General features: G+C 38.2%; 23 protein-coding genes and 2 pseudogenes. 10 read left to right on the plus strand and 15 right to left on the minus strand.

What is annotated here, in order from left to right:
* The first annotated feature begins 10 nt into the window (after positions 1 to 10).
* Positions 11 to 451, plus strand: coding sequence for a PRC-barrel domain-containing protein (locus ACFIJJ_RS01605; protein ID WP_375622260.1), 441 nt, complete (start codon positions 11 to 13; stop codon positions 449 to 451).
* A gap of 158 nt (positions 452 to 609) precedes the next feature.
* Here ACFIJJ_RS01605 and ychF read toward each other — a convergent pair whose 3' ends face one another.
* Positions 610 to 1,713, minus strand: coding sequence for a redox-regulated ATPase YchF (gene ychF / locus ACFIJJ_RS01610; RefSeq protein WP_375622259.1), 1,104 nt, complete (start codon positions 1,711 to 1,713; stop codon positions 610 to 612).
* Positions 1,714 to 1,979: 266 nt separating this feature from the next.
* On the opposite strand from ychF, the gene ACFIJJ_RS01615 reads away from it, so the two are divergent.
* Positions 1,980 to 2,723 (plus strand): L,D-transpeptidase, encoded by a 744-nt coding sequence (locus ACFIJJ_RS01615; protein ID WP_375622258.1) that lies wholly within the window; start codon positions 1,980 to 1,982, stop codon positions 2,721 to 2,723.
* A gap of 235 nt (positions 2,724 to 2,958) precedes the next feature.
* Here the strand turns inward: ACFIJJ_RS01615 and pth are convergent, their stop codons facing one another.
* A complete protein-coding gene (gene pth / locus ACFIJJ_RS01620; protein WP_375645745.1) occupies positions 2,959 to 3,540 on the minus strand; it encodes an aminoacyl-tRNA hydrolase in 582 nt (193 codons plus the stop codon).
* 76 nt (positions 3,541 to 3,616) lie between these two features.
* A complete protein-coding gene (locus ACFIJJ_RS01625; RefSeq protein WP_273791234.1) occupies positions 3,617 to 4,246 on the minus strand; it encodes a 50S ribosomal protein L25/general stress protein Ctc in 630 nt (209 codons plus the stop codon).
* Positions 4,247 to 4,538: 292 nt separating this feature from the next.
* Here ACFIJJ_RS01625 and ACFIJJ_RS01630 point away from each other — a divergent pair, with 292 nt between their 5' ends.
* Positions 4,539 to 6,038, plus strand: a complete 1,500-nt coding sequence (locus tag ACFIJJ_RS01630; RefSeq protein ID WP_375645746.1) for a helicase HerA domain-containing protein — start codon at positions 4,539 to 4,541, stop codon at positions 6,036 to 6,038.
* Here the strand turns inward: ACFIJJ_RS01630 and ACFIJJ_RS01635 are convergent.
* The 4 genes from ACFIJJ_RS01635 to lgt all read right to left on the minus strand — a co-directional run bounded on the left by ACFIJJ_RS01635 (position 6,035) and on the right by lgt (position 10,268).
* Entirely contained in the window at positions 6,035 to 6,967 is a 933-nt protein-coding gene (locus tag ACFIJJ_RS01635) for a ribose-phosphate pyrophosphokinase (RefSeq protein WP_273791232.1), read from the minus strand. The genes ACFIJJ_RS01630 and ACFIJJ_RS01635 overlap by 4 nt on opposite strands.
* Before the next feature lie 474 nt (positions 6,968 to 7,441).
* Positions 7,442 to 8,233: a peptidoglycan editing factor PgeF gene (gene pgeF / locus ACFIJJ_RS01640; protein WP_375645748.1), complete on the minus strand. Its 792-nt coding sequence runs from the start codon at positions 8,231 to 8,233 to the stop codon at positions 7,442 to 7,444.
* 102 nt (positions 8,234 to 8,335) lie between these two features.
* The gene (locus ACFIJJ_RS01645; RefSeq protein WP_375645801.1) at positions 8,336 to 9,415 is read right to left on the minus strand and encodes a class I SAM-dependent methyltransferase; all 1,080 of its coding nucleotides are present in this window, start codon (positions 9,413 to 9,415) and stop codon (positions 8,336 to 8,338) included.
* A complete protein-coding gene (gene lgt / locus ACFIJJ_RS01650) occupies positions 9,390 to 10,268 on the minus strand; it encodes a prolipoprotein diacylglyceryl transferase (protein WP_375622253.1) in 879 nt (292 codons plus the stop codon). Before lgt ends, ACFIJJ_RS01645 begins: the two co-directional genes overlap by 26 nt.
* Before the next feature lie 305 nt (positions 10,269 to 10,573).
* Here lgt and ACFIJJ_RS01655 point away from each other — a divergent pair, with 305 nt between their 5' ends.
* A complete protein-coding gene (locus ACFIJJ_RS01655; protein WP_375622252.1) occupies positions 10,574 to 10,843 on the plus strand; it encodes an accessory factor UbiK family protein in 270 nt (89 codons plus the stop codon).
* A gap of 380 nt (positions 10,844 to 11,223) precedes the next feature.
* Positions 11,224 to 11,724: a YbjN domain-containing protein gene (locus ACFIJJ_RS01660; RefSeq protein WP_375622251.1), complete on the plus strand. Its 501-nt coding sequence runs from the start codon at positions 11,224 to 11,226 to the stop codon at positions 11,722 to 11,724.
* A 45-nt stretch (positions 11,725 to 11,769) separates the two neighbouring features.
* Here ACFIJJ_RS01660 and ACFIJJ_RS01665 read toward each other — a convergent pair whose 3' ends face one another.
* Together ACFIJJ_RS01665 and ACFIJJ_RS01670 are read right to left on the minus strand one after the other, a co-directional pair.
* Positions 11,770 to 13,110, minus strand: a complete 1,341-nt coding sequence (locus ACFIJJ_RS01665; RefSeq protein ID WP_375645749.1) for an ATP-binding protein — start codon at positions 13,108 to 13,110, stop codon at positions 11,770 to 11,772.
* A gap of 7 nt (positions 13,111 to 13,117) precedes the next feature.
* The gene (locus ACFIJJ_RS01670; protein ID WP_375622249.1) at positions 13,118 to 13,822 is read right to left on the minus strand and encodes a response regulator; all 705 of its coding nucleotides are present in this window, start codon (positions 13,820 to 13,822) and stop codon (positions 13,118 to 13,120) included.
* Positions 13,823 to 13,966: 144 nt separating this feature from the next.
* Between ACFIJJ_RS01670 and ACFIJJ_RS01675 the strand changes: the two genes are divergently transcribed.
* A complete protein-coding gene (locus ACFIJJ_RS01675; protein ID WP_375622248.1) occupies positions 13,967 to 14,617 on the plus strand; it encodes an MBL fold metallo-hydrolase in 651 nt (216 codons plus the stop codon).
* A gap of 69 nt (positions 14,618 to 14,686) precedes the next feature.
* Here ACFIJJ_RS01675 and ACFIJJ_RS01680 read toward each other — a convergent pair whose 3' ends face one another.
* Together ACFIJJ_RS01680 and ACFIJJ_RS01685 are read right to left on the minus strand one after the other, a co-directional pair.
* The gene (locus ACFIJJ_RS01680) at positions 14,687 to 15,310 is read right to left on the minus strand and encodes a BA14K family protein (protein WP_375622247.1); all 624 of its coding nucleotides are present in this window, start codon (positions 15,308 to 15,310) and stop codon (positions 14,687 to 14,689) included.
* A 473-nt stretch (positions 15,311 to 15,783) separates the two neighbouring features.
* A pseudogene (locus ACFIJJ_RS01685) lies at positions 15,784 to 16,182 on the minus strand (sensor histidine kinase); the annotation flags it as partial.
* Between the two features lie 5 nt (positions 16,183 to 16,187).
* Between ACFIJJ_RS01685 and ACFIJJ_RS01690 the strand changes: the two are divergent.
* A pseudogene (locus ACFIJJ_RS01690) lies at positions 16,188 to 16,488 on the plus strand (MBL fold metallo-hydrolase); the annotation flags it as partial.
* Between the two features lie 68 nt (positions 16,489 to 16,556).
* Here ACFIJJ_RS01690 and ACFIJJ_RS01695 read toward each other — a convergent pair.
* The 3 genes from ACFIJJ_RS01695 to ACFIJJ_RS01705 all read right to left on the minus strand — a co-directional run bounded on the left by ACFIJJ_RS01695 (position 16,557) and on the right by ACFIJJ_RS01705 (position 20,821).
* Positions 16,557 to 17,309 carry a BA14K family protein gene (locus ACFIJJ_RS01695; protein WP_375622246.1) on the minus strand — a complete coding sequence of 251 codons (753 nt, stop codon included), beginning with the start codon at positions 17,307 to 17,309 and terminating at the stop codon, positions 16,557 to 16,559.
* A gap of 629 nt (positions 17,310 to 17,938) precedes the next feature.
* On the minus strand, positions 17,939 to 20,248 hold the full coding sequence (gene uvrB / locus ACFIJJ_RS01700) for an excinuclease ABC subunit UvrB (protein ID WP_375645750.1): 2,310 nt from the start codon (positions 20,246 to 20,248) through the stop codon (positions 17,939 to 17,941).
* 258 nt (positions 20,249 to 20,506) lie between these two features.
* Positions 20,507 to 20,821 carry an SH3 domain-containing protein gene (locus ACFIJJ_RS01705; protein ID WP_375622244.1) on the minus strand — a complete coding sequence of 105 codons (315 nt, stop codon included), beginning with the start codon at positions 20,819 to 20,821 and terminating at the stop codon, positions 20,507 to 20,509.
* A 337-nt stretch (positions 20,822 to 21,158) separates the two neighbouring features.
* Between ACFIJJ_RS01705 and greA the strand changes: the two genes are divergently transcribed.
* Together greA and ACFIJJ_RS01715 are read left to right on the plus strand one after the other, a co-directional pair.
* Complete coding sequence (gene greA / locus ACFIJJ_RS01710) at positions 21,159 to 21,632, plus strand: transcription elongation factor GreA (RefSeq protein ID WP_007347010.1); 474 nt, start codon at positions 21,159 to 21,161, stop codon at positions 21,630 to 21,632.
* A 17-nt stretch (positions 21,633 to 21,649) separates the two neighbouring features.
* Complete coding sequence (locus tag ACFIJJ_RS01715; RefSeq protein ID WP_375622243.1) at positions 21,650 to 22,708, plus strand: glycosyltransferase family 4 protein; 1,059 nt, start codon at positions 21,650 to 21,652, stop codon at positions 22,706 to 22,708.
* 1,211 nt (positions 22,709 to 23,919) lie between these two features.
* Here ACFIJJ_RS01715 and ACFIJJ_RS01720 read toward each other — a convergent pair.
* A complete protein-coding gene (locus ACFIJJ_RS01720; RefSeq protein WP_375645751.1) occupies positions 23,920 to 25,314 on the minus strand; it encodes a TrkH family potassium uptake protein in 1,395 nt (464 codons plus the stop codon).
* A gap of 310 nt (positions 25,315 to 25,624) precedes the next feature.
* Between ACFIJJ_RS01720 and trxB the strand changes: the two genes are divergently transcribed.
* A complete protein-coding gene (gene trxB, locus ACFIJJ_RS01725) occupies positions 25,625 to 26,581 on the plus strand; it encodes a thioredoxin-disulfide reductase (RefSeq protein ID WP_375622241.1) in 957 nt (318 codons plus the stop codon).
* Positions 26,582 to 26,612 lie beyond the last annotated feature (31 nt).

A 26,612-nucleotide genomic window follows, 5' to 3' on the forward strand; every position in this document is an offset into this window, starting at 1 on the left:
AGATGTTAAAATGAAAAAAATTGCATGTACTACTCTTATGTCAATTTTGATGGTTTCTAGTACTTATGCTCAGTCTTTTGAAGTGCCTTCAAAACCTGAAATGATCTCTTCGACGGGTATTGTACAGGTGGGGATAGATAAGTCTGTGCGTTATGTGACACCTTTAGCAACGGATTTTGTTGCTTCCAGTCTTATAGGCGCCAATGTATATAATATAGAAGATGAAAATATTGGTGAAGTAAAAGATATTATTTTGCGTGAAAATAATATTGCAGGATTTGTTATTGCTGTTGGTGGTTTTCTTGGCATAGGCGAGAGTTATGTGGTCGTTTCTCCAGAAACAATCCAGATGACAAATGATTATGGTAAATGGAAACTCATTACAAATGCAACAAAAGATTCTTTAAAGAACGCTCCAACATTTAAATACGAAGGGCGTTGGGCACACTAATTCTATCTTTCTATTCTTTAAGGGATCAAGCTGTTGCTATCATAATAATATGCTAGCAACAGTTTTTTTGTTCCAAAAACTCTTGAGAGCTTTTGCGACAAGATTCCAAGGAGCTATTTCAAAGTTTTCAAGATAAATTATTAAGACAGAGTGAAGATTTAAGTATTATGTTTAAATAACATGACATCGCCATCTTGCACAATGTATTCTTTTCCTTCATCGCGGGCTTTTCCTGCTTCTTTTGCACCGCTTTCTCCACCCAGAGCAATATAGTCATTGTAGCTGATGGTTTGGGCACGAATGAAACCGCGCTCAAAATCTGAGTGAATAACGCCAGCTGCTTGGGGAGCTTTTGTACCACGCGTAATTGTCCATGCTCGTGTTTCCTTAGGCCCACAGGTGAAGTAAGTAATGAGATCAAGTAAATGGTAACCAGCGCGAATGAGGCGATTGAGACTCGGTTCAAAGAGTCCTAAAGCATTGAGATATTCTGATGCTTCAGCATCACTTAGTTGTGTGATTTCCGCTTCGATAGAAGCAGAAATGATAATGCTTTGCGCATTTTGCTCTGTTGCCATTTTTTCAACTGTTTGGGTAAAGCTATTTCCATGAGCGGCGTCATTTTCGCTTACGTTGCAAACATAAAGTACAGGCTTGGAAGTTAAAAGATTTAAACTCTTAAGAATTTGGTGTTCATCGGAAGAGATATCTTTGAGCAATAAGCGGACAGGGTTTCCCTGTTGTAGTATGTTTAATGCTTTTTCCATAACGGGTAGAATTGCGAGAGCTTCTTTGTCTTTTCCAGTTGCTCGTTTACGGATTTGTACGATTCGTCTATCAAGACTTTCAAGATCCGCAAGCATGAGCTCGGTTTCAACCGTTGTTGCATCACTAACAGGATCAATACGTCCTTCTACGTGGGTAATATCTTCATTTTGAAAACAGCGTAAAACGTGGACAATGGCATCGACTTCGCGAATATTGGCTAGAAATTTGTTCCCTAAACCTTCGCCTTTTGAAGCACCTCGTACAAGTCCCGCAATATCAACGAAGTTAATGCGTGTAGGAATTATTTCTTTTGAACCAGCGATTGATGCAATTTTTTCCATTCGTAAATCTGGAACAGCAACTTCACCGGTATTGGGTTCAATGGTACAAAAAGGATAATTGGCAGCCTGTGCCGAGGCTGTTTTTGTTAATGCATTAAAAAGAGTTGATTTCCCAACATTAGGTAATCCGACAATACCGCATTTAAAGCCCATGAGAGTCTTTCTTTTCTATTAATTTTATGGTCAAGATAAAGCTTCCTTTTTATAGCATATTTTCAGAAGAGTTATAGTCCTTGCCTTGCGATAAGTGAGAAAAAAGTATAAAGTAGCAGGTATCTGCTTTTTTTACCTTAGTTCTTCTTACCTTATTGTTCTCCTTAGTTACAAGGATAAGAAAACTTCGAATTAATGTTAATATTGTGCTAAGTTTTTCATGGTATGCAAATCTGCATAAATAATTAATCGGAGAAAATAGAAGAGTGTTATCTCGTTATGCCTTTTTAATTGCAGCACTTTTGGCTTTGGCTGGATGTGCTACACATCAGTCAGATATGTCATCGGTTTCTTTTCAACAAGTTCGATACATTCCACCAGAAATACAGGCTTTGTATGGTCCTGTAACGAATGAGACCTATTCGTTACCTGCTGTTGATCTTGCGACAATTGATCCAAAATATTGGCGACAAGAAGTGATTTATTATACATCTTATGCGCCTGGGACATTGGTTGTAGATACGCAAGAGTGTTTTCTTTACCTTATTGGTGAAAATGGAAAAGCTTTGCGTTATGGGATTGGGGTCGGTAAAGAAGGCCTAGCATTTGAAGGTGAGGGGGTTATACAGCGCAAGCGTCGGTGGCCAAATTGGGCTCCTACTGCAGCTATGATGGCTCGAGAACCAGAACGTTATGGTCATCTTGGGAAAGGAATGCCACCAGGGCCCGATAATCCATTAGGTGCGCGGGCACTTTATTTGTTCAAAAATGGGAAAGATACACTTTTCCGTATTCATGGTTCACACGAATCGTGGTCAATTGGGCGTGCTATTTCAAGTGGGTGCATTCGTTTGCTTAATCAAGATATTATCGATCTTTATGATCGTGTTCCCGTTGGTTCGCGTGTTGTGGTATTGCAAAACAATAGGAGTATTCCTACAGTTTATAGTCAACAATCAAATGGCTACGATCCGCTACAGGCAACCATTCAGCCAAATGATTTTTTTTAATTTGGGGGAGAAGATTGGAGAGAGCCATTTAAGTATTTTGGTTTTCTGTTCAATCTTCTCTTTTTCTTAAAAGAGAAGATAAGCCTTTCTTTTTCAAAAGTGTATACAAGCTTGTATTTTGATTCTATTTTCTAGCTTCTCACGTTGCCAACAGATTTTGTCTTTGAGAAAGTTTATAAGAGGATTTTTTTTAAGAGTTCTTATTCATATTCTTCACGCGACAGGGGCACGCAAGCTAATGGTTCTGATTGTGTTTTATCGTTTGTGAAACTTCATTCATAAAGAGGGATTTCTCATCTTTTATAAGGAGAGCGATATTTTTTGCAATTGTCTCTAAGAGAGGGGATAACCATTCTTGATCAGATTTGGTAAAATTTCCCAAGACATGTTGATGAACAAGTTCTTTGCTTCCAGGATGACCAATTCCTATGCGTATACGACAATAGTCAGTACCACAATGGGCATCAATAGACTTAATGCCATTATGCCCATTATTTCCTCCACCAATTTTTATACGAACTTTTCCCGGTGACAGGTCTAACTCATCATAAATGATGATCAAATTCTTCAAATCTAATTTATAAAATCGCAAAGCTTCGCCAATAGCTTGACCAGAAAGATTCATAAAAGTTTGTGGTTTTATAAGAAAAATTGTCTCATTATTTATGAAACCATTGGAGATTTCTGCTTGAAACTTCTTTGACCATGGAGAAAAAGAGAAGGACTGATAAATGGCATCAACAGCCATAAAGCCGATATTATGGCGGTTGTTTTGATATTGTAAACCAGGATTGCCAAGACCAGCAATAAGCCACATGTGTATCTTCAGTCAAAGTATGAGTAAGGGTAATGTCTCATAAATTAAGGCGGAAAAAATTCCCGCCTTTTGAGTTTTATGAAGTTTCCGTGTTTTCTTCATCATTTTCTTGTTCAGAAGTTTCATCGCTGACATCCATGCCAGCAGGAGCTGCAATGGTTGCAATGGTAAAGTCTCGATCTTGGATGATGGGAGTCACATCTTTTGGCAGTTGCACTGCTGAAATGTGAATAGAATCACCAATAGAGTAGCTGGAGAGATCAATTTCAATAGCTTCAGGAATAGCACTTGCTGGAGCTGTACATTCAATTTCGTGCCGAACAATATTGAGGACACCACCCTTTTTAAGTCCAGGTGCCGTATCTTCATTGAGGAAGTGGACAGGAATATTCACTTCTACAACGGATTTTGCTGAAATGCGTAAAAAGTCTACATGGAGGGGAAAGTCACGCACGGGATCGAGTTGATAGTCTTTTGGCAAGACCATAATTTTTTGCTTGTCAAGAATAATCGTTGCAATAGTGGTACGAAAACCACCGGCATGAATTTTGTAGAAAATTTCTTTATAGGGAACTGTTATTGCCAAGGGTGGTTGTTTTTCACCATAAATGACAGCAGGAATAAGACCGTTGCGGCGAAGTTCACGGGAGGACCCCTTACCAACCCGCTCGCGTTTTTCGGCCTTAAGAGTGTAGCTTTTACTCATAATTTAAGTCCTTTTTACATGATTGGAGATCCTTCAAAAACAGTAACAGTTTTTGCATGGATATGAAGATATGCGCTAACCAACAGCGATCACTCCATTCTACGTTGCCTCCAAGGGTGTCTACGCAGAAGTTTGTTCTATAGTTCAAACTATTCATAGATGCAAGAGTTGTGGGAAAAATCGATGATTTCTACCGTTAAAAAGGAGGAAATGTTACAAATTGCGGTGTGGATGGAGAATCAACCAATATGTGCTGGCACTGATATGTTCAAAATCAAACACTGGAGATGTTATGAAGGTTGAGATTGCCTTGGGTGAGATGTCAGAAAGTCGTGCTTTGCATAAATCGATGCCAGCACTTCTTGACTTAGAAGAATTATTGGCAACACGTCTTCTTGTACAAGGTAATTCCGGTTCAGGGAAATCACATCTTTTACGCCGTCTTTTGGAGCAAAGTGCTAAGTGGGTGCAGCATTGTGTAATTGATCCAGAAGGCGATTTTGTAACTTTGGCAGATAAATTTGGTCATGTTATTGTAGAGGCTCAACGTAGTGAACTAGAATTGACTCGTATTGCCCATCGCATTCGACAACATCGAGTTTCAGTGGTATTTAATCTTGAAGGCTTGGATACTGAACAACAGATGCGTGCTGTAGGGGCTTTCCTTGGGGCACTTTTTGATGTGGAACGTGATTATTGGTATCCTATGCTTATCGTTGTCGATGAAGCACAATTGTTTGCTCCAACTGCAGCAGGAGAAGTTTCTGATGAAGCGCGTAAAATTTCTTTGAGCGCTATGACCAATCTTATGTGTCGAGGACGTAAACGTGGTCTTGCTGGTGTTATTGCGACACAACGTTTGGCTAAGCTTGCCAAAAATGTTGCGGCTGAAGCTTCAAACTTTTTAATAGGGCGGACTTTTTTAGATATTGATATGGTGCGCGCCGCTGATCTTTTGGGGATGGAACGTCGCCAAGCGGAAATGTTTAGAGATCTTGAACGGGGAAATTTTATAGCTTTAGGCCCTGCTTTATCACGACGTCCCTTACCAATTATTATCGGTTCTGTTGAAACTTTGGCACGCTCTTCTAGCCCTAAATTAATGCCACTTCCAACAGAGCGAGATGATGTACAAGAGCTCGTTTTTACTGCTTCACCAGAGGAAATTTTAACGCCATTTAAACAAACACGAGAGCCGATGAGGGAAAAATCAATGCACGAGATGTTAGAGGAGGTCGTGCATAAAAAACAAGAGTTGTTGGAAGAAAACCCGAGTTTATTTCCTGAACTTTCTGATGTTGAGCGTGACGGGCAGGCAGAACATATTATTCGGGAAATTCTTGAGGATTCTGAAGCTTTTTATCGTTCAACAGCGGTGCTTTATCAAGATTTTTCAGTTCGTTGTCGTATCCATGGTATGTCAAAGGTTCCTTTTAATCTTTCACAATTTCGGCGTAAGTTGGCTATTGCTCAGGCTTTTGTTGATGAACAAACGGCTGTCAGTGAACGTTGGAAACATATTTTGCAGATATCAGAAAGTTTGGAAGAAGATGTTCAAGGAGTCTTCTTGAACGTGGCACAGGCCGCATTAGGGGGAAAGCCCTGTCCATCTGATGCATTTTTAGCACGTCTTTATGGGACTCATTCTTTAAGCCGTGCACGCCGACTTTTAACCTACTTTGAAGAGCGTGGACTTATTGTTATTCACACGCATTTTAGTGGTCAACGTATTGTTGCATTTCCTGATCTTGGTGTTGAAACAGCACCGGGAGACCCCAAGGAACCACTTTAACCAAATAAGCTGGAAACCGATTGTTCTGCTGCTGTCCTTGCTATTGCTTCTCCAATAAGGTCGGCAATGGGCAAAACACGAATATTATGGGTTTTCTCAATAGCTTGTGTTGGCATAATTGAATCTGTAATAACCAATTCTTTCATCTCTGAATTGGCAATTCGTTCGATTGCATTACCAGAAAGAACACCGTGTGTGATATAAGCCGTGACACTATTGGCACCATGTTTAAGCAGAGCACTTGCTGCATTGCATAAAGTTCCACCTGAATCAACAATATCATCAAGCAAAAGGCAATCTTTTCCCGATACATCTCCAATGATATTCATAACTTCTGATTCACCGGGGCTTTCGCGACGTTTATCCACAATAGCGAGCAAACTGTTCAAGCGCTTGGCGAGCGCGCGCGCGCGAACCACACCACCCACATCAGGTGAAACAACAATAACATTTTCAAGAGAATAATGCACTTTGACATCGCGAGAAATGACAGGGACAGCATAGAGATTATCTGTAGGGATATCAAAAAAACCTTGAATTTGTCCTGCATGAAGGTCCAATGTTAAAACACGATGGGCTCCTGCTTCAGTAATGAGATTGGCAACAAGTTTTGCAGAAATGGGAGTTCGTGGTCCTGGTTTTCTATCTTGGCGGGCATAGCCAAAATAGGGGATAACAGCTGTAATACGACGCGCAGAAGAACGACGAAGGGCATCAATCATGATGAGCAATTCCATCAAATGATCATTTGCGGGATAGGATGTAGATTGCAAAACAAAAACATCTTGTCCACGTACATTTTCATGCAGTTCTACGAAAATTTCTTGATCAGCAAAGCGTTTTACAGTTGCTTTGCCTAAGGGGATATTCAAATAATTTGCAACATCTTCAGCAAGGCGTGGATTAGAATTTCCGCAGAAAAGTTTCATAGTAGAACCTCTGAATTATCATGGTGGGAATGCGACACGGTTTTTAATTTCTTTTTATTAAATTGCAAGAGAACAATTACAAAAGCCTTACAATTTTATCGATTATTGTTAAAGAGCTATGCGGTATGTTGTCTCTTTTTCCAAAAGTTTATTACTGTTAGAGCAAAGTTTTTTCTCCATGTGGCAAAGAAATACATATAGATTAAGCTTTTTGGTTATTACTTTATAAAAAATGTTTTCAATATGGAGAATGTTTCATATTGAAGATGAATGAAGGGGAGTAATAAAATGAAGTATAATCTTGCTTTCAATCATTATAACCAAACATTGGAAATGATCATAGCGAAGGCAATCATATTTTATGGGCTGCTAGATAATTTCGTGAAAAAAGAAAAGTACAATGGGATTTATTTTTACATTTGGATAAAAAGTTTAGTTTTGCAGTTTTGGTATTGTTCCAAGTATAAAAGGGGCTCATCTTTTGTTTTTCAGCATAATAGCGGAAATTTGCCGTCCGTAATCGGGTTCGTTGCGGTGAATTGCACGGCGATAGGAGAAAAAACGCTGTTCATCTTGATAGGTACAAAGCTCTACACAAGAAGCATTAACGCCTGCTTCTTTGAGTGTGTTTATAATAAATGCCCATAGATTAAAGCGAAAATGATTGACTTTTTCTGTTTTTAAAAAATATTTTTGAAATTTGCTATGGCTCTCCATAAATTGGTCGTAAAATTCACTTGTTACTTCGTAGTGGCATGGACCAATACAAGGTCCAAGGACTGCTGTTATTGATTGTCTTTTGGCTCCTTGTTTTTCCATAACAGCAATTGTTTTCTCGATAATTCCATTTAAGCTTCCACGCCAGCCAGCATGAGTTGCAGCGATGACTCCAGCTTGTGGATCAGCAAACAGAATGGGGCCGCAATCTGCTGTAAGAACCCCAATAACGAGTTCTGGGGTGGTCGTAACTAGAGCATCAGCTTGAGGAGGGGTACCGATAGTTGCTTGATGAGCTACGACAATGTTACAGGAGTGTATTTGATTGACTGTGACTAAATTTTTCGCCTCAATAGAAAAATAATTGGCGATCAAAAGACGATTCTGTACGATATGTTCAGGTTGATCATTTGAACCTTTCCCAACATTAAGACTATGATAAAGATTTTTTGAAACACCACCTTGACGTGTAAAAAATCCATGTTTTATCCCATGGCTGTGTAAAGTAGAAAGATTTTTTGCAAGAATGGGATGAGGGATAGATTTCATAAAAGTTCCTTATGGAGATTATTTGAAATGAGGATGGAGATGTTCATATTTGTCAATGAATATTTCAGATAATGATGTGCTTATTGACAAAAGCGCTGATCATCATAATTGGGGAGGGATGGAGATGTTTTTATCACTGAAATGTAAAACTTTAAATAATTTTCCCATCTGATCTGGACCAGCGAGCCGTTCGATGTCTTGGCAGATTTTATCTTGCAAAGGAGTGCTTTTTCCCACTCCAAGCTGTTTTGCGCGCTCCAGTAGCCCCATTTTAAAAAGAAATTCTCCTTGCTCGAAGATTTCAGCAAAACAGCCCTGTTCAAGAGCGATGGTTTTTAAAAAAGAAAAATCAACATGGGATGTTAAGTCATGTTCACCAGGGGCATCGAAAACATCACGAAATCTATGTTTTGAGAGAGCTTGCAGCGTATCACCAAAAGCAAGATCACAAGCACCATAGTCGATAAGTAAAGCAGAACCTGTTACTTGCACTAAATGGTGGCTGATTTGTTTCATGAACTGATGTCGTAAGGGGGCATGTTCAAAAATTGTTCCGTCAGGCACTTTAGAACAATAGGTTTGTAGACAAGAAGAGGGAAGTCTATGTGGGGCAGCAATAAAGATGAAATCTCCATTTTGATTGACTGTAATGCAGCGCTCTTTCCATTCTCCATTGACTTTAATATATTGGTTGATAGGGAGTGTATCGAGAAATTCATTAGCAATGAGGAAGAGAGGTTTTGAAGGAATTTGATTAAAATTTTCAATGCTATGGATTTGTTTTTGATAAGAGCAAAGGCGCTTTTTTTGTTCTTTTGCAAGTTTTTTGCTTATTTCTATCAGAAAAATTTCAGCAGCATTAAATGCCGTTTGAGAGAGCTTTTGGATAGTTCGCAAAATGTCATCCATCAAAGTTCCACGTCCTGGACCTATTTCAGCGAGAATAAAAGGATAAGGACAACCTTGAGCTTTCCAGCTTGCAAGAGTCCAAATGCCAATCATCTCTCCAAATAGTTGGCTTATTTCAGGTGCTGTAATGAAATCACCAGCACGTCCAAAAGGTGTTTGTGTTTGATAATAACCAAATTGAGGATCGGTGAGTGCCAACGTCATATATTGGCTAACAGTGATTGGTCCATTAAGGGCAATAATTTCTTTAATTTTTTCTTTGAGACTGGCCATTTTCTGTCGATTTATATTTAAAGGCATGGAGAAGAAGATATCCCCCTAAAAGAAACATGGGAAGAGATAAAGCCATGCCATAAGTAAAACCAGTAGAATGGAAAAGTGTGGAAAACCATTCTGGATCTTCTTGAGGAGCACGGTAAATTTCAGAAATGCTGCGTGCTATTGCATAGCCTATAATAAATATCCCTGATACAGTACCGGGACGTTTTAATGCTTTGAACCAAAAAATAAGAAGACACAGGATGATGAAGAGAAGAAATCCTTCCATAAATGCTTCATAAAGTTGACTTGGATGGCGCGGTAAATAGTAAGGATCGAGAGGAAAACAAACAGCCCAAGGATGTGTAGTAATATTGCCCCATAACTCTTGGTTGATGAAGTTGCAAATTCGTACAATGCCGATACCAATAGGAGCACCTGCAGCAATGATATCAAACATGGCTCGTATGTTAATATGATTTTTACGGGCAAACCAGATCATAGCAATGATAATACCAATAAGTCCGCCATGAAAGGACATTCCCCCATCCCATACGGCAATGATAGCACTTGGATGGTTAAAATAGTAAATGGGATCCCATACAAGAACTTGTCCTAAACGTCCTCCAACAACAACACTTATGGCAGACCAGACAACAAAATCTCCGATCTTCTCTTTATCCATAGGAGGGTGGTTTCTATACCATAGAGATGTTTTTTTTAATAAATTTTGCGCATACCACCAAGCAAAAAGAATACCCAGCACGTAACCAAGTCCATACCAATGAAGTGTTATAGGACCTAGCTGGATAATGACAGGATCAAGAAAAGACGGAAAAGCAATGGCTGGACAAGACAAATTGTTCATGAGTTAAGCATCTTACATTATGAGATGAATATGAAGTGACTCTGATGATCAGAAATGACAGATGAATGCACAATGGTCAAGTCAGTAGGGAGGCTAGACAGAAAGGGTGATAGATTTCCACTGATTTATCGCGGTAAAAAAAATATGGTGATAAAAGGAGTATTAAAAACTCTTAAACAAAATCGTTATGAAAAGTCTACATAGTATGTAAAATATAGAGTAAAAGGAACAAATTACAGTATCTAAATGTTATGAGAATACGCTATAATGCGTGCGTCAATAATTAAAATTTAAGGAAAAATGTTATGCGTAATGGATCAAACCGTATTTTTGATGAATTAGCAAAATTAGCAACGGATGCTGCTGACGTTGCGCAAGGCATACGACGTGAAGCTGGAACAGCTTTTCGTGTGCAGGCTGAAAAGATAGCAAACAAACTTGATCTTGTTTCTCGCGAAGAGTTTGAGACTTTTAAGGAGATGGTGCTGAAAATCCATGCTGATAATGCTGATTTGAAAAGGCGCCTTGATGATTTAAAAAAAGATGATTTAAAAAACGCAGACACAAAAAAGTAAAATAGTTTCTTAAAAAAAGAATCTTCAAAAAATATCCCCAATTTTTCAATATGATGCGTGAAACTAAAAAATGCTTAATCTTGAGTCTGTTAGAGCGGAGCATTTGTTTATTTTTGATTTTTTTTGGGGGTAAAATACATTTTTTTGAATCAGGGGGGCTGGCGCTATGAAATTGTATCAATACACTGAAAAGACTTGATGATTCGTTTTATGATTATCAGGTTGCCCTAAACAGCGCGATTGTGTTCTGGGTGTTTGTGTACTGTCGATGTTTTTATGTGTATTTGTTTGGTGTAAAGGTTCTGATTGTAGCAAAATATTGTTACAGTTTAGATGGTTTATATTCTGTTGACAATGTTTAAAGATGATTGAGGATTGTGATGAGGCTTGCATTTTGCGCCACAGAAAGAAAAGAGCACCCTGTTGACTTTATCGAACAGATTGCCTGTGAATATGATTGGTCATTTGAGCGGGATGCACAAGATGAAATTAGCGTTTGTGTGGAAGGAAAACGTGCAAACTATCGTCTTGCTTTTTCATGGATGGAAGAGCATGAAGCACTTCATTTAGCTTGTTCGTTTGATCTTTCTATAAAAAATGCTCAAACAGCTGAAATACAGCGCTTATTGCTAGCAATTAATGAAAAGTTGTTGTTGGGACATTTTGATTACTGGCAAAGGAATAATTCAGTTATTTATCGACAAGGTCTTCTTTTGGCTGGTGGGATGCATCCATCTCATATACAGGTTGAAACATTGTTGATACATGCACTTAAAGTCTGTGAAAGCCATTATGTTGCATTTCAGATGGTTGCTTTGTCGGGAGAAAGTGCTTACAAGGCACTACAGTACACTTTGTTTGAAACTGTAGGGAATGCCTAAAATATACAGTCTGTTATTTTTACAGACGGTTTGCTGAAATATTACTCATAGGGGGATATCAAGAATAGCGCGCACCCCCCCTAGAGGGCTCTCATCTAATTGTATGTTGCCACCGTGGCTGCGTGCTATGTCTTGGGCAATAGAAAGACCAAGTCCTGTTCCACTTGCATCTTGATTTCGCGCTTTATCAAGTCGAAAGAATGGCTTAAAAACTTCTGTGCGCATATTTTCATGAATTCCAGGTCCATTATCATCGATGATTAATATAAAAGATTCTAGTTGAGAGTTAGCGGTTAGTTTAACGGTCGTACCGTAACAAAATGCATTTGATACAAGATTGCTGACTAAGCGTGTGAAAGCACGGGGACGTACTTGTATTTCTGTAGGACCTTCAATAGTGTAAGAAAATTGACGTTTGTGAAGATGAGCATCGGCGGAGAATTTTTGCATAAGAGCATTTAAATCAAAAGTTTTGACACTTTCACTTCCTTCACCACGAGCAAAAGCAAGATAATCTTCTAACATATTTTGCATGTCACTTACATCTTGCTCAAGCGGTTTAATATCAAAGTCAGTATTTGCTAATGCTAGCTGAAGTTTAAAGCGTGTAAGAATGGTTCTTAAATCATGACTTACTCCTGAGAGCATCATGGTACGTTGCTCAATTTGGCGTTCAATACGTTCACGCATGCGTACAAAAGCGATGCCTGCACGACGAACTTCATCAGCTCCTTGTGGTTGAAATCCTTTTGGTAAAGGACGACCGCGTCCAAAGCTTTCTGCTGCTTCAGCCAATTGTTGAATCGGTTTGATTTGATTGCGCAAAAAGTAAATTGCTATCAGCAATAAAACAAGAGCTGTTCCTACCATCCAGCTTAAAAAAATAGCAGTATTGGAAGCATAAGCTTGGCTGCGTGGAGCAAAGACGCGTAAGATATTGTGACCAAGGTGGATGCGGATTTCAACAAGATCAGAATCTCCTACGGTATCGATCCAGAAGGGACGGTTAATTTGGCGGGTGATTTCTTCACTTAAAAAATAGTCAAGAATTGCAAAAAATGGCTTAGGTCCTGGAGGGGGTAAGGAGGTAGGAGATAGAATAGAAATATTTAATCCCATACGTTGTTGTGCAATACGCTTGATATCTTCATAGTTATCTTGTTGGGGATATGTTTCAAGAATATCAATAATGGCTGCAATATCATGCACGACAGCCGTTGAAAGACGCTCGGTTACCATTTGCCAATGGCGTTCCATAAAGACATAAGCAATGACCGTTTGCAGAAGCACCATGGGAGCGATAATAATGATTAAAGAGCGAGCATAAAGCCGTTTAGGCATTTTTTTCGTTAACCATCGAAAAAAAAATCTTAAAGGTTTGAACATTGTGCGCCTATTCAATTGAGAGTTTATACCCTATTCCTCGCACAGTTTGGAGCCATATAGGGAGTGCTGGATTTTTTTCTATTTTACGACGAAGGCGGTTGATCTGCACATCAATGGCACGTTCACTTATATTGCTGTCATCGGTCGCAAATTTATGGCGCGGAATTGTATCGCCTGCATTTTCGGCAAAAATGACCATCATTTCTTGCTCTTTATCTGTTAATTTAATAATTTCTCCTCCTTTTTTGAGTTCGCGTCGTGAAATTGAAAATATATAAGGACCAAAAACGATTTGCTCAATTTTGGGTTGGCTAAGGGGAAAACCACGTCGTAAAATGGCGTTGATGCGAAGGAGAAGTTCACGAGGGTCAAACGGCTTAGCCAGATAATCATCTGCCCCTGCTTCTAATCCACGGATACGATTGTCTATTTCTGATAAAGCTGTTAGCATGAAGATAGGGACATTTTTTGTTTGGCGGAGTGAATGAGTGAGGTCAATACCGTTTTCACCAGGCATCATGACATCAACAATAAGAAGATCAAAATCTAAACTTGCCAATAGTCGTCTTGCTTCATTCGCATTGGCTGAAACTGAAACACGAAATCCATTTTTAATGAGAAACTGAAATAAAAGATTGCGAATACGAGTATCGTCATCAATCACAAGAAGGTGAGGGGCATCGTCACACAAAACTTGAACGTGATTGGTCATTCTTAAAAAAACCTTGATAAAAATTTAGTTTACACAAAATGCAAGTTTACATAAGTTGTATAAAGCTGTCGAGCAGCACCTTTACCTTAAAAGAGAGAAAGTTTTATTTATAAATTTAAAAAAGTTACTTTTGAAAAGGATATGATGGGTAGTCTTAATATACATATTATTCCAGTTACAACATTCCAACAAAATTGCACTTTGCTTTTTGATAGTGAATGTAAAACGGGGGTTCTCATTGATCCTGGTGGTGATTGGCCGCGGATTCAAGACGTAATCGAAAAGAATGGTGTTATCGTTGAGGCTATTTGGATAACACATGGTCATTTTGATCATGTGGGAGCAGCAATGCAAGTGAAAGAAGCGCTTAATGTAAAAATCATCGGTTCACATCGCGATGATAAGCCTGTGATGGATGCCGTGAGCGAAAGCGCAAAAAATTATGGCATCACTGATGCTTGCATCTGTATCCCTGATCAATGGTTAGAAGATGGTGAGTGCGTTCATTTTGCTGGACATGTGTTTAAGGTTTTTCACACCCCAGGACATTCTCCTGGTCATGTTATTTATTTCAATGAAAAAGAGCGCTTAGCCCTCTTGGGTGATGTTCTCTTTCGTGGTTCTATTGGACGTACGGACTTCCCCTTCTGTTCCCATGAAAAATTGATGCAATCTCTTCGAGAAAAAGTTTTACCCTTAGGCGATGATGTTTGTTTTATCTGTGGGCATGGTCCCCAAAGTAGCATAGGCTATGAGCGACAAAATAATCCTTTTCTTCAAGATTTTAATATATGAGCAAATAAAAAAACGCTCTGAAGCGTTTTTTTGTGCCATTTAAGACTTTTTAGTAGGGCAGAACAGAAGTTAATTTATTGGGGCATAACAAAAGTGTTCCACACCATTACGGTCTCGAAAGGTCCCTGTTTTAGGGTTGAAGGAACGGTATTTTTTCTTGCAATATTGAAGCCAATCAGATTCTAATGATTGTTGTACTGGCTCATATTTCACCGTTTGCGGAGCTTCATAAATTATCTGTTCTTGTGGAACCTGTTGATATACAATTTGATGCTGTGGTGCGGTTTGATAAACAACTTGTGGCTGTTCTGATTTTTTTAAAATTTTGCCGAGAAGTGCACCTGCTGCAAGAGCAAGAATGCCCATTGCTAAAGCTTCTCCTGAGTTATTTATATTAATACTACTGTGTTTTGTCTTTTTGCGCTCGACATAATGATATGTCTTATGTTCAACATGATGGTGTTGTTGTGCTCCCCATTTATGGCTAACATAATGACGCTTGTGGGGATTATCAAAAGAGTGATGTTCACTATGAGAAAAATGGGAGCTAAAATTGTGAGACGGTAAACCAGCCTCCCTCCTCATATCATAGTTATGATACCATGCCATATCCGCAAGCGTTGGATCTAATGGCATCAAAACGGTTACAGTAGACATTGCTGATAATACCGCTAATCTGATCACTTTTTTCATAATGATGCTCCTTGTGTAAATTCGTATTTTTCACATCCTACATGTGTCAAACTGAATAGAGCCTGAACAATTTTGGACTTTATTGTGACAAAAAAATAAAAATTCATTTAGTTAAAACTATTACCAATACAGTAAAATAAAATCATGACAGAATTTTGATTTCAATTAATGTACTATTCTTAATGTTCATTAAGCAGCTTGTATTTAGAGAACCAGATTTTTTACTATTGGTTATAAATTATTTATTGATGAGTACTTTTTTATTGCTTGATACAATATGAATTGAACAATAGGTGTATGAATAAAAGTTATCGTTTTTTATTATAGACTTATGGTGCTAAGATAGAACCTTATTGGTGTGATAAAATACAGTCCTGTTTGACTACTCTCTTGTGAGGCTAAATATTGAGTTCGATATCATATTATAATTGTATAAATATAATATATTGCGGGAACTTTTTTTTGATATATGGGAAACATTCTTGTTGGGATATGGCTGTTAGTTTGACAGTATTGGCATGATAAAATGCGTTTGACACAAGATTGCTGATGAGACGTGTGAAGGCACGTGGGCGTGCTTGTATTTGTGTAGGGCTTTCAATGGTGTAGGAAAATTGGCGTTTGTGAAGATGCGCATCGGTAGAGAATTTTTGCATAAGAGCATTTAAATCAAAAGTTTTAACACACTCACTGTCTTCACTACGGGCAAAAGCAAGGTAATCTTCTAACATATTTTGCATGTCACTCACATCTTGCTCAAGCGGCTTGATATCAAAGTCAGTATTTGCTAACGCTAGCTGAAGTTTAAAACAAGTGAGAATGGTTCTTAAATCATGGCTTACACCCGAAAGCATCATGGTGCGTTGTTCGATATAGTGAGTGTGTGTATTTTGCTAGACATGAGTTTAGGGTTTTGTATACACTGGGGCATTCCCTTGGTCATGTTATTTATTTCAATGAAAAAGAGCGCTTAGCCCTCTTGGGTGCTGTTCTTTTTCGTGGTTCTATTGGACGTACGGACTTCCCCTTCTGTTCCTATGAAAAATTGATGCAAATCCCTTCGAGAAAAAGTTTTACCCTTAGGCGATGATGTTTGTTTTATCTGTGGGCATGATCCCAAAAGTAGTATAGGCTATGAGCGCCAAAATAATTCTTTTCTTCAAGATTTTAATATATGAGCAAACACAAAAACGCTTTGAAGCGTTTTTTTGCCATTTAAGATTTTTTTAGTAGGATGGAACAGAAGTTAATTTATTGGGGCATAACAAAAGTGTTCCACACCATTACGGTCTCGAAAGGTCCCTGTTTTAGGGTTGAAAGAACGGTATTTTTTCTTGCAATAGTTAAGCCAATCAGATTCTAATGATTGCTGGAGTGGCTCATATGCCACCATTTGCTGCACTTGATAAACTCTTTGATTTTGCGGAACTTTTTGATAAATTATCTGATTTTGTGGTACTATTTGATAAACCACTTGTGGCTGTTCTGTTTTTTTTAAAATTGTACCAAGAATCGTACCAGTTTTAAGATCAAGAATACCCACCGCTAAAGCATCTTCTGAGTTGTCTATATGAATATTACTGTGTTTTGTCTTTTTGCGCTCGACGTAATGATATGTTTTGTTTTCAAAATGATGATAATGGTGATGATGGTGTTGTTGTTCCGCCTTACTATGTTTGGCTTTAAATCTTCTCTTGTCATCATCAGAACGCTTGCGGAAATCATCAACAAACTTTTGGAAATCATCAGAAAAAAAGCCACGTTTGCTATCAGAACAATGGGAGCGAGAAAAACCGCAAGGCGGGATATCAGCTTTCTTCTTCATTTCCCTTATCGCATCATCTGTTTCTTTACGCATCTTCCTCATCATATCATCTATTTCTCTCGAGATAGAGTCACTACGCTTCCATGCCATATCCGCAAGCGTTGCATTTAGCGGCATCAAAACGGTCACAGTTGATATTGCTGATAATGCCGCTAACCTGATCACTTTTTTCATAATGATGCTCCTTGTGTAAATTCGTATTTTTCACATCCTACACGTTTCAAACTGAATAGAGTCTGAACAATTTTGGACTTTATTGTGACAAAAAAATAAAAATTTATTTAGTTAAATCTATCGCGGAGACAGTAAAATGAAATCATAACAGAATTTTGATTTCAATTAATGTACTCTGCTTGAGGTTAATTAATAAGTTTGTATTGAGAGTCCACGATTTTTTACTATGGAATATGAACTCTTTATTTAGGGATAGTTTTTTATTGTTTGGTACAATATGAATTGAACAATAGGTATATGAATAAAAGTTATCATTTTTTTATCAGAGGCTTATGGTTCTATGAGAAAGTCTTATTTTACTTTATTTGTGTTATAGGACAGTGTTCTATTTGAATATTTTCTTGTAAGGGTAAATAATATTGAGTTAGATATCAGAGTATAACTGTATAAAGATAATATATTTTAGAAATTTTTGTAAAATATTCTCTCTCATGTTGTTTTAGACAAATTGAAGCACCCTTGATGTTGGAGGTTGTCTATTTTTCGGATAACGCTGTTTGCTTTTGAGCTTTCGTCTTTTTTTAGAAGAGCTGAAGATTATTTTATGCGGTTTGAAATTTTTTGCTCCTTCATTGATTGCGTTTTTTTCGTTTTATTGTTGCTTGATTAGGGGTGTTTTTACGAGATTTTCCTTTTTGATTTTCCAAAATACCAGTGTCCATGGTTGGTCCCATGTGTGCAAGGTCTGGTTTGGAGAAAAGACTTGGTTGTAATACGCGCTCATGGGTGGATTGTTCGCTATGTTGTGTTAAGGGATTTTCCGCGAGTTCTAGTTCTATCTTTTGTAATTGTTTGATTTCATCGCGAAGGCGTGCTGCTTCTTCAAAATTAAGATCAGCAGCTGCTTCATGCATTAATTTTTCGAGGTGTTTAATATGAGATGCTAAATTGTTGCCAACCATATTTTTTTTCTCGATGACATCAGGGATATTTGTATGAATATGGTTGTTTTCATAGCCTGAATTGAGAATATCTCCGATATTTTTTTTAATACTTTTCGGTGTGATATGGTGTTCTTCATTATAGGCTATTTGTTTTTGTCGACGTCTTTGTGTTTCCTGTAAGGCTCGTTCTATGGAACCAGTGATCGTATCTGCATAGAGGACAACACGGCCATCTACGTTACGTGCAGCACGTCCGATTGTTTGTATGAGTGAAGTTTCAGAGCGCAAAAAGCCCTCTTTATCGGCATCTAGAATGGCAACAAAACCACATTCTGGAATATCTAAGCCTTCTCGGAGCAAGTTAATACCGATGAGGACATCAAAGGTGCCAAGCCGAAGATCGCGTAGAATCTCAATGCGTTCTAATGTATCAATGTCAGAATGCATATAGCGTACACGAATACCTTGTTCGTGGAGATATTCCGTTAAATCTTCGGCCATACGCTTGGTTAGGACGGTCACTAGTGTGCGGTAGCCTTTTTGAATTGTTTTACGAATTTCATTCACAACATCATCGACTTGATTTTTGGCTGGACGAACCTCTGTTGGTGGGTCAACAAGCCCTGTTGGGCGAATAACTTGTTCCACAAAAGTGCCGTGAGATTGTTCTATTTCCCAGCGTCCAGGTGTTGCGGAGACAGCAATCGTTTGTGGGCGCATAGCATCCCATTCTTCAAAGCGCAAAGGACGGTTATCCATACAAGAAGGGAGGCGAAAACCATATTCTGCTAAGGTTGCTTTTCTACGAAAGTCACCTCGGTACATGCCCCCAATTTGGGGAATGGTTACGTGGCTTTCATCGATAAAAACAAGAGCATTATTTGGAATGTATTCGAACAAGGTTGGTGGTGGTTCACCAGGTTTTCGTCCTGTTAAATAACGTGAATAATTTTCTATTCCGGCGCATGAACCGGTGGTTTCTAACATTTCTAAATCAAAAATTGTACGTTGTTCTAAACGTTGTGCTTCTAAAAGACGTCCTGCTGCGTTCAACTCATCGAGGCGTTGAAGCAGTTCCATTTTGATGGCTTTCATTGCTTGATTGAGTGTTGGTCGCGGTATTACATAGTGTGAATTGGCATAAATTTTAATCGATTGAAGATCGCCTGTTTTTTGTCCGGTGAGAGGATCGAATTCCGTAATTGTTTCCACTTCATCGCCAAAGAGCGAAATACGCCAAGCACGGTCTTCAAGATGGGCAGGGAAAATTTCGATTGTATCCCCTCGTACACGAAAGGAACCACGAATGAAATTGATATCTTGTCGATAATACTGTTGAGAGACTAAATCAGCCAAGAGTGTTCGTTGATTGAGTTTGTCCCCTTTTGCTATTTGGAAGGTCATGGCCGTATAGGTTTCTACGGAACCAATTCCGTAGATGCAGGAGACAGAGGCGACGATAATAACGTCATCACGCTCTAAGACGGCGCGTGTTGCAGCATGACGCATCCGGTCGATTTGTTCATTAATTGAGGATTCTTTTTCAATATAGGTATCAGAGCGTGCAACATAGGCTTCTGGTTGATAATAGTCATAATAAGAAACAAAATATTCGACAGCATTATGGGGAAAAAAACTTTTAAATTCCCCATAAAGCTGCGCTGCTAGAGTTTTATTGGGAGCTAAAATCAGAGCTGGACGCTGTGTTTTTTCAATGATATTGGCCATTGTATAGGTTTTTCCTGAGCCGGTAACACCCAAAAGCACTTGTGTACGTTCATCTTTTTGAATTCCCTCAACCAGAGTTTTTATGGCTTGAGGTTGATCTCCCGCTGGTTTAAAAGATGTTTCGAGTTGAAATGGAATACCACCTTCAGATTTTTCAGGACGAATAGGGCGGTGAGGTGTCCATAATGCACCATTCTTAAAAAGAGGATTACCTGAAGCAATAAGAGCAGAAAGAGCTTCTACTGTTGCAGTAACACCATTTTTCATTGTTGTATCCTTTGATAGAAAAGTGCTGGTGATTTTAAAGAAAATACTAATTTTTACAATTTCATTACGACAACAGCAAAACGTTATTGAACAGATTTGTTTTGGTTTATTGGAGCCTTGATTAGGATATTGATCAAGTTTTTTCTATGAGACAAATTCTTCGAAGTATTTCTTTAGAGGGGCATATTTGTGGTTGTTCGTGAATACTATTGCATTTTGCCATGATGATATTCAAGAGGGCATAAGTTATTATGGCTGTTATGGAGAATAATCGGTACGTTTGGGCATTAAAGACATTGTATACGTGTGATAAAGATCATTTCCATCTTTAAATGAAAGATAACGAGATGACACCCAACCTATTTGAGTGTTATATCGGATATGGCACCAATTTCCTTCACAGTTTTTAACAAAAACTAATTCTCCAGCAGAGATTAAGCCGCAAAGTGCATACTGAGTGCTGGGACCTGTTCTAAAATTAAGATTTTTCGTAACAAAAGCATTTGCTGCCTCTGATATTGTTGTGGCTAAAAAGAAAGAGCCAAACATAAAAAAAATGACGATTTTTTTCATTTTTCTGTAAAGAATTTCTTTAGAGATTTTCTATCCTTTTCTCTTCATATCCCATATGATTTCTTTTACTAGATTATAATAAAACAGAAAAAAACACAATTCTTTCTTCTTTAAGACACTTTAAAGAGAAGAGTGAAGTTTAACGTTTTAAACACCAAAATGAGATGTTTTAATCACTATTTGTGCATGTTTTGTTTCATTTATTTATTTTTGTATGGAAAACAGCGATACTGTACTATATAATAAAAATATCGTAGTTTTCGGATTCCAAAAGTAATTTTGGAAGCCGTTTTTTGTATTTTTATTAAACCTTCCGTGTAATAGAAAGGGACGGATTATGGAAAAAGTTCCGATGACTACAGCTGGTTTTGAGAGTCTTAAGGAAGAGTTGCGTTGGCGTCAACAACAGGAGCGTCCGCGAATTATTGAAGCAATTTCTGAGGCGCGTGCACATGGTGATTTATCAGAAAATGCCGAGTATCATGCTGCTAAAGAAGCGCAAAGTCATAATGAGGGGCGTATAAATGAGCTTGAAGATTATATCGCTCGGGCAGAAGTTATAGATGTCTCGCGTCTTTCAGGTGACAAAATAAAATTTGGTGCAACCATTAAACTCTTGGATGAAGATACTGAGGAAAAAAAAGTGTATCAGATTGTAGGGGATCAAGAAGCTGATGTAAAGGTTGGTAAAATCTCTATTTCTTCGCCTATCGCACGTGCACTTATTGGCAAGCAAGAAGGTGATGTGATTGAGGTGAATGCACCAGGTGGTGCGCATAATTACGAGATCATTAAGGTTCAGTACATCTAAATAACATATGGATTATTATGCGTGTATCTTTGGACGAAACTGAAATTATTGCGCCTCACTTTAAAAGGCGTTTGTCGGGAGTAACATCTACGATTATTCAGCTTATTCCACTGCAACGCGAACAGGGTGTACGTATATCCACTTTTGGGTTTGGATTACCACAAAGTTTACCGGCTCTTGCCTTTAGGGACCTTTTCGGACTTTGGAAAAGTCCGAAAGGGAAACCATTTCGTATTTGGCATGCGCGACGCAATATTGAGATGCTTTGTGGGATTTTTTTGCGCGATGTTTTGCGAATGAAGCTTAAACTTATCTTCACATCGGCTTCACAACGTCATCATAAGCCTTTTACCAAATGGTTGATTCGCGGTATGGATAGGGTTATCGCTACCAGTACACGTACGAGCGCCTATCTAGAAGTACCTCATAAGGTTATTATGCATGGGGTGGATGTGAGGCGTTTTACTCCACCACACACTCTTGATGATTGCTTTTCTTCGACAGGATTTCCAGGAAAATATGCGGTAGGATGTTTTGGGCGTCTGCGCTACTCAAAGGGAACAGATTTATTTGTTAATGCCATGATAGCATTATTGCCTGACTATCCCGAATGGACGGCACTTATCGCTGGTCGTACGACAGAGCAATATTATCATTTTGAAAAAGAATTACGCCAAAAGATTGCTAAGGCTGGTCTGGATGATCGCATTATTTTTCTTGGTGAGATTCTGGACATCCCTTTGTGGTATCGTCGTTTAACACTTTATATTGCACCTTCTCGTACAGAAGGTTTCGGTTTAACACCATTAGAAGCAATGGCATCACAGGTTGCGGTTGTAACGAGTGATGCAGGAGCTTATAAAGAATTGGTTGCAGAAGCGACAGGAACGGTTGTTCAAGCAGGAGATGGAGCGGCTTTAACAGCAGCAATTGAACCTTATTTTGCTGATGTAGAAAAGACATTGGCAGCCGGAAAGAAAGCTTTAACCCATGTTCGTACTCACTTTCCTTTGGAAAAAGAGGCAAGCAAGATTGAAAGTGTTTACAAAGAACTGTTTGCAGAAAAAACACTTTGATTATTATATCAAAAATCTTTTTGAAGAATGATAAAAGTATTTTCCTTAAAGGTTTTTCATAGTCATCAAGAAAACAGCTCAATGATATAAATGTTATTTTACAAAATTTATATTGTCTTTAGTAGCACGCTATAAAAAGTTCTCAAAATTTTGGATAAAATATTAAAAATGTATACGTTTGAGAGCGATATGTAGTTTATGATAAAGCATACTAAAAGAGAGGAGTTATTTTTAATTCCAGAAACATTTTAGAATGAGAAAATAATACTTTAACTTTTAAAGTCTAGAGATTTATACACTATCTTAACGCTATCATGCTGATATTGCTCGTTTTGTAAGACTTAAATAGATAGCAATAAAACGTTTTCTTATCTTGAAAAGATAATGATGGTGTTTCATGGCTAAAAATAGCTCTACATATTTCAATAAATTCATAATAAGATGGATTTAAGATCAATATATATGATTTTTATAGATAATTTACCTTTTCAATTTGAATAAGAGCTTAGAGTACCGTAAGATTTTCTCATGTCAAATCTGTTGATATTAAATCAATAAGAGCTATCCTCTTGCACATCACAATCGGAAGAAAGTATGTGGTGGATAAAAACTATAGAAAACAAGCTGTAAAGAGATTTCTTATAAATTGTCTGAAATGCGGGCTTTTGCAACATTAAAAGCAAGAAAATAATATGATAGTGTTAACTTATATCTTATTTTGTGGTACCGACCTGCACCTTATTATTTAAGTAAAAATGATGGTCCCCCATCAGATCTTATATATTTTATGAGGGATGTCGTGAAATGAACGTGTGAGTATTGTGAGATGTTTTTTTACAGGCTTGGGAATTCGTAATATAACGGCATTCTATTTTCCATAAGAACATAATTCTGTTAAAGAAAAAAACATTTTTATCAGAAAATATTCATATTTTTTGCATGAGATATTATTCGTAAAAAAGAATGTTCTATGCGTCCACTTTATTTGATAAAGAAGATCAATAAGGTGGAGTTTTATATGTTATGGCTTTGAGAATATCGGTATTTGATTGTTTTTGTTGAATTATTTTTATATCATTGATATGATGTTTTGTATGAAATTTTAGGAAATCTTCAGTAGATTAGGTAAGGAGTGAATATTATGACGCATACTGTTCTCGCCTTTTTATCTTGTCAACTTTTTATCATGGTAGAATAAAATACTCTCTGCATTAAAATTGTTCACGCCAGAAAGCGGGAATAAAAAGGACGAATATTGTTATGATTTCAAGGCGTCCAGCTAACATTAGAAAACTTAAAATCCATAAAGCATGATCGTTGATTGTAGAGAAATTACCAGTGGGGCCAATAATATCTCCAAAGCCTGGACCAACATTTGAAAGTGCGGTTAGGACCCCTGTAAAGGCAGAGGTAAAGTCAAGACCGGTTGTAAGCAAAAGTGCAGTGCCGATAACAAGGCAAAACATATAAAGACAGACAAAAAACAAAACGGCTTGGGCAACGTCATTTGATATATTTGAGTGATCATAGCGCGCTTTTACAACGACATTAGGAGAAAGAAGTTTTTCTATATTTGTTTGTGTAATACGCCAAAGAATAATGAGGCGATTGATTTTCATGCCACCAGAAGTAGAACCAGCACATCCGCCTGTAAAAGAAACAATGAAGAAAATTCCAAGCGCAAACGGTCCCCAAAGTTGATAATCTTCAGCGCTATAACCTGTGGTGCTAATAATGGATGAAAGGTGAAAAATGACATCAAGGAAAATCAAGTGGAACGCGCGATGATCATAAAACCGTAGCCATGCCGCTAAAGCAAAGCTGAAAAGGAGAACGATATGGAGAAAAACAATCACTTGTGGGTCAAGGAAGCGTTTGGAGTGTCCAGGAAGGACTAATTTAACATAAAGTACGAAGGGTAAAGCAGAAAACAACATGAAGATTGTTGAAATAATTAAGATGGCTGGTTTATCAGAAAAATAGCCAAAAGAAGCATCATGCGTTGAAAAACCAGCTGTTGCTACTGTACTCATTGCATGGTTAATAGCATCAAATAAATTCATGCCTGCAGCAAAATAAGAAAGCATACAAGCCAATGTTAATCCAACATAAGCGATGATAATTCCGTTAGCAATTTGGTTGATGCGAGGCAATATTTTTTCAGATTTATCAGATGATTCCATATGAAAAAGTCGCACGCCACCCACACGCAGTGAAGGCAAAAGTAAGAGGGCTAAACCGATAAAACCAATGCCCCCAATCCAGCATATAAGAGAACGCCATAATAAAATACTTCGCGATAAATTATCAAGATTAGAAAGGACAGTAGAGCCTGTTGTTGTAATTCCAGAAACAGATTCAAAAATGGCTCCTGCGAGAGAAATGGGAAGAGGAGAAAGATAAAGAGGTAAGGCACCTACGATGCTTCCTGTAAGCCAAAGACAAACAGTGAGCATAAAGCCAAGCCGTGCTGAAAAACGACAAGTAGCTCCCTTAGTTGCTAAAAGAATCAGCGTTGCTAACATGGTGGTTATGGCACAAGAATAGAGAAAGCTTATCCAATTACGATTGTTGTCGTGCAAATCCACAAAAATTGGCAAAAGCATTGCTCCTCCCATGATTAAGGCAAAACGTGCACAGACATTGATAATAAATTGAAAAATGATCGTTCCCTATCTTTGTATCTCTTTTTATTATGGTTTTGTGCTCATAAGAAGTTACATTTTTCTCTTTATAGGATAAGAATTAATTCTTAACATTAGCGTGCCTTGATGAATTAGTAATCAGACCTTTTCATAAAACTTGAAAAGAAGTATACATAACATAATTAGGGCTCTTGAAAAATATTTTTTTAAAAGGCTGCATTCCGTTATCATTTATAGAATAATTAAGTTATAATAAAGTGAAGGGGATTTAATGGTACAATCGCATATTCGTCTGCTGATTATTGGCTCAGGTCCGGCTGGTTATACAGCGGCGATCTATGCAGCAAGGGCAATGCTTAAGCCGGTTTTGGTGACGGGCTTGCAGCAGGGTGGACAATTAACAATTACAACTGATGTTGAGAATTATCCAGGTTTTGCAGATCCCATTCAAGGGCCATGGTTGATGGAACAAATGGCAAAACAAGCTGAGAATATGGGGACAAAAATTATCTATGATACAATTATAAAGGCTGATTTATTGAAGTATCCTTTTGTCTTATATGGGGATTCAGGAACACAATATTCTTGTGATGCACTGATTATTGCAACAGGAGCTCAAGCACGCTGGCTTGGTTTAGAAAGTGAACAGACCTTTATGGGCGGAGGTGTTTCCGCTTGTGCTACATGTGATGGCTTTTTTTATCGTGATAAGGACGTTATTGTCGTGGGAGGAGGAAATACGGCTGTTGAAGAAGCACTTTATTTATCGCATTTGGCTAAAAGTGTAAGCGTGGTTCACAGGCGGGGGCAGTTTCGGGCAGAAAAAATTTTGCAAGATAGGTTGCTGGCTTGTCATAATGTGCGTGTTCTTTGGGATCATGTGGTTGAAGAAATTGTGGGGCTGCCAGCACAGGGGGAAATGGGCGCTGTTGTAACAGGGGCGCGTCTGAAAAATGTTAAGACAGGTCACGAGATGAAAGTGAATGCAGAGGGCATATTTATTGCCATTGGGCATGATCCTGCTGTTTCTCTGTTTGAAGGACAGCTGAAACAAAAACGAGGCGGCTATTTATGGACAGCACCGGACTCAACAGCAACAAGCATTGCTGGTGTTTTTGCTGCTGGGGATGTGACAGATGAAACATTCCGTCAAGCTGTAACAGCTGCGGGAAGAGGATGTATGGCAGCGTTGGAAGCAGAACGGTTTTTGGATATACCCAAGCGTTAGTCACTCATTGAGAACATAGAGAATATAGAGG

Origin of the sequence: Bartonella sp. TT29SHDZB (assembly GCF_042193395.1) — a bacterium.
Classification (GTDB): domain Bacteria; phylum Pseudomonadota; class Alphaproteobacteria; order Rhizobiales; family Rhizobiaceae; genus Bartonella.

Excerpts from the sequence above, each read along its gene's own strand:
- ACFIJJ_RS01605 (WP_375622260.1), top strand. The coding sequence starts at position 11 with ATGAAAAAAATTGCATGTACTACTCTTATGTCAATTTTGATGGTTTCT.
- ychF (WP_375622259.1), bottom strand. The coding sequence starts at position 1,713 with ATGGGCTTTAAATGCGGTATTGTCGGATTACCTAATGTTGGGAAATCA.
- pth (WP_375645745.1), bottom strand. The coding sequence starts at position 3,540 with ATGTGGCTTATTGCTGGTCTTGGCAATCCTGGTTTACAATATCAAAAC.
- ACFIJJ_RS01625 (WP_273791234.1), bottom strand. The coding sequence starts at position 4,246 with ATGAGTAAAAGCTACACTCTTAAGGCCGAAAAACGCGAGCGGGTTGGT.
- ACFIJJ_RS01630 (WP_375645746.1), top strand. The coding sequence starts at position 4,539 with ATGAAGGTTGAGATTGCCTTGGGTGAGATGTCAGAAAGTCGTGCTTTG.
- ACFIJJ_RS01635 (WP_273791232.1), bottom strand. The coding sequence starts at position 6,967 with ATGAAACTTTTCTGCGGAAATTCTAATCCACGCCTTGCTGAAGATGTT.
- pgeF (WP_375645748.1), bottom strand. The coding sequence starts at position 8,233 with ATGAAATCTATCCCTCATCCCATTCTTGCAAAAAATCTTTCTACTTTA.
- ACFIJJ_RS01645 (WP_375645801.1), bottom strand. The coding sequence starts at position 9,415 with ATGGCCAGTCTCAAAGAAAAAATTAAAGAAATTATTGCCCTTAATGGA.
- lgt (WP_375622253.1), bottom strand. The coding sequence starts at position 10,268 with ATGAACAATTTGTCTTGTCCAGCCATTGCTTTTCCGTCTTTTCTTGAT.
- ACFIJJ_RS01655 (WP_375622252.1), top strand. The coding sequence starts at position 10,574 with ATGCGTAATGGATCAAACCGTATTTTTGATGAATTAGCAAAATTAGCA.
- ACFIJJ_RS01660 (WP_375622251.1), top strand. The coding sequence starts at position 11,224 with ATGAGGCTTGCATTTTGCGCCACAGAAAGAAAAGAGCACCCTGTTGAC.
- ACFIJJ_RS01665 (WP_375645749.1), bottom strand. The coding sequence starts at position 13,110 with ATGTTCAAACCTTTAAGATTTTTTTTTCGATGGTTAACGAAAAAAATG.
- ACFIJJ_RS01670 (WP_375622249.1), bottom strand. The coding sequence starts at position 13,822 with ATGACCAATCACGTTCAAGTTTTGTGTGACGATGCCCCTCACCTTCTT.
- ACFIJJ_RS01675 (WP_375622248.1), top strand. The coding sequence starts at position 13,967 with ATGGGTAGTCTTAATATACATATTATTCCAGTTACAACATTCCAACAA.
- ACFIJJ_RS01680 (WP_375622247.1), bottom strand. The coding sequence starts at position 15,310 with ATGAAAAAAGTGATCAGATTAGCGGTATTATCAGCAATGTCTACTGTA.
- ACFIJJ_RS01695 (WP_375622246.1), bottom strand. The coding sequence starts at position 17,309 with ATGAAAAAAGTGATCAGGTTAGCGGCATTATCAGCAATATCAACTGTG.
- uvrB (WP_375645750.1), bottom strand. The coding sequence starts at position 20,248 with ATGAAAAATGGTGTTACTGCAACAGTAGAAGCTCTTTCTGCTCTTATT.
- ACFIJJ_RS01705 (WP_375622244.1), bottom strand. The coding sequence starts at position 20,821 with ATGAAAAAAATCGTCATTTTTTTTATGTTTGGCTCTTTCTTTTTAGCC.
- greA (WP_007347010.1), top strand. The coding sequence starts at position 21,159 with ATGGAAAAAGTTCCGATGACTACAGCTGGTTTTGAGAGTCTTAAGGAA.
- ACFIJJ_RS01715 (WP_375622243.1), top strand. The coding sequence starts at position 21,650 with ATGCGTGTATCTTTGGACGAAACTGAAATTATTGCGCCTCACTTTAAA.
- ACFIJJ_RS01720 (WP_375645751.1), bottom strand. The coding sequence starts at position 25,314 with ATGCTTTTGCCAATTTTTGTGGATTTGCACGACAACAATCGTAATTGG.
- trxB (WP_375622241.1), top strand. The coding sequence starts at position 25,625 with ATGGTACAATCGCATATTCGTCTGCTGATTATTGGCTCAGGTCCGGCT.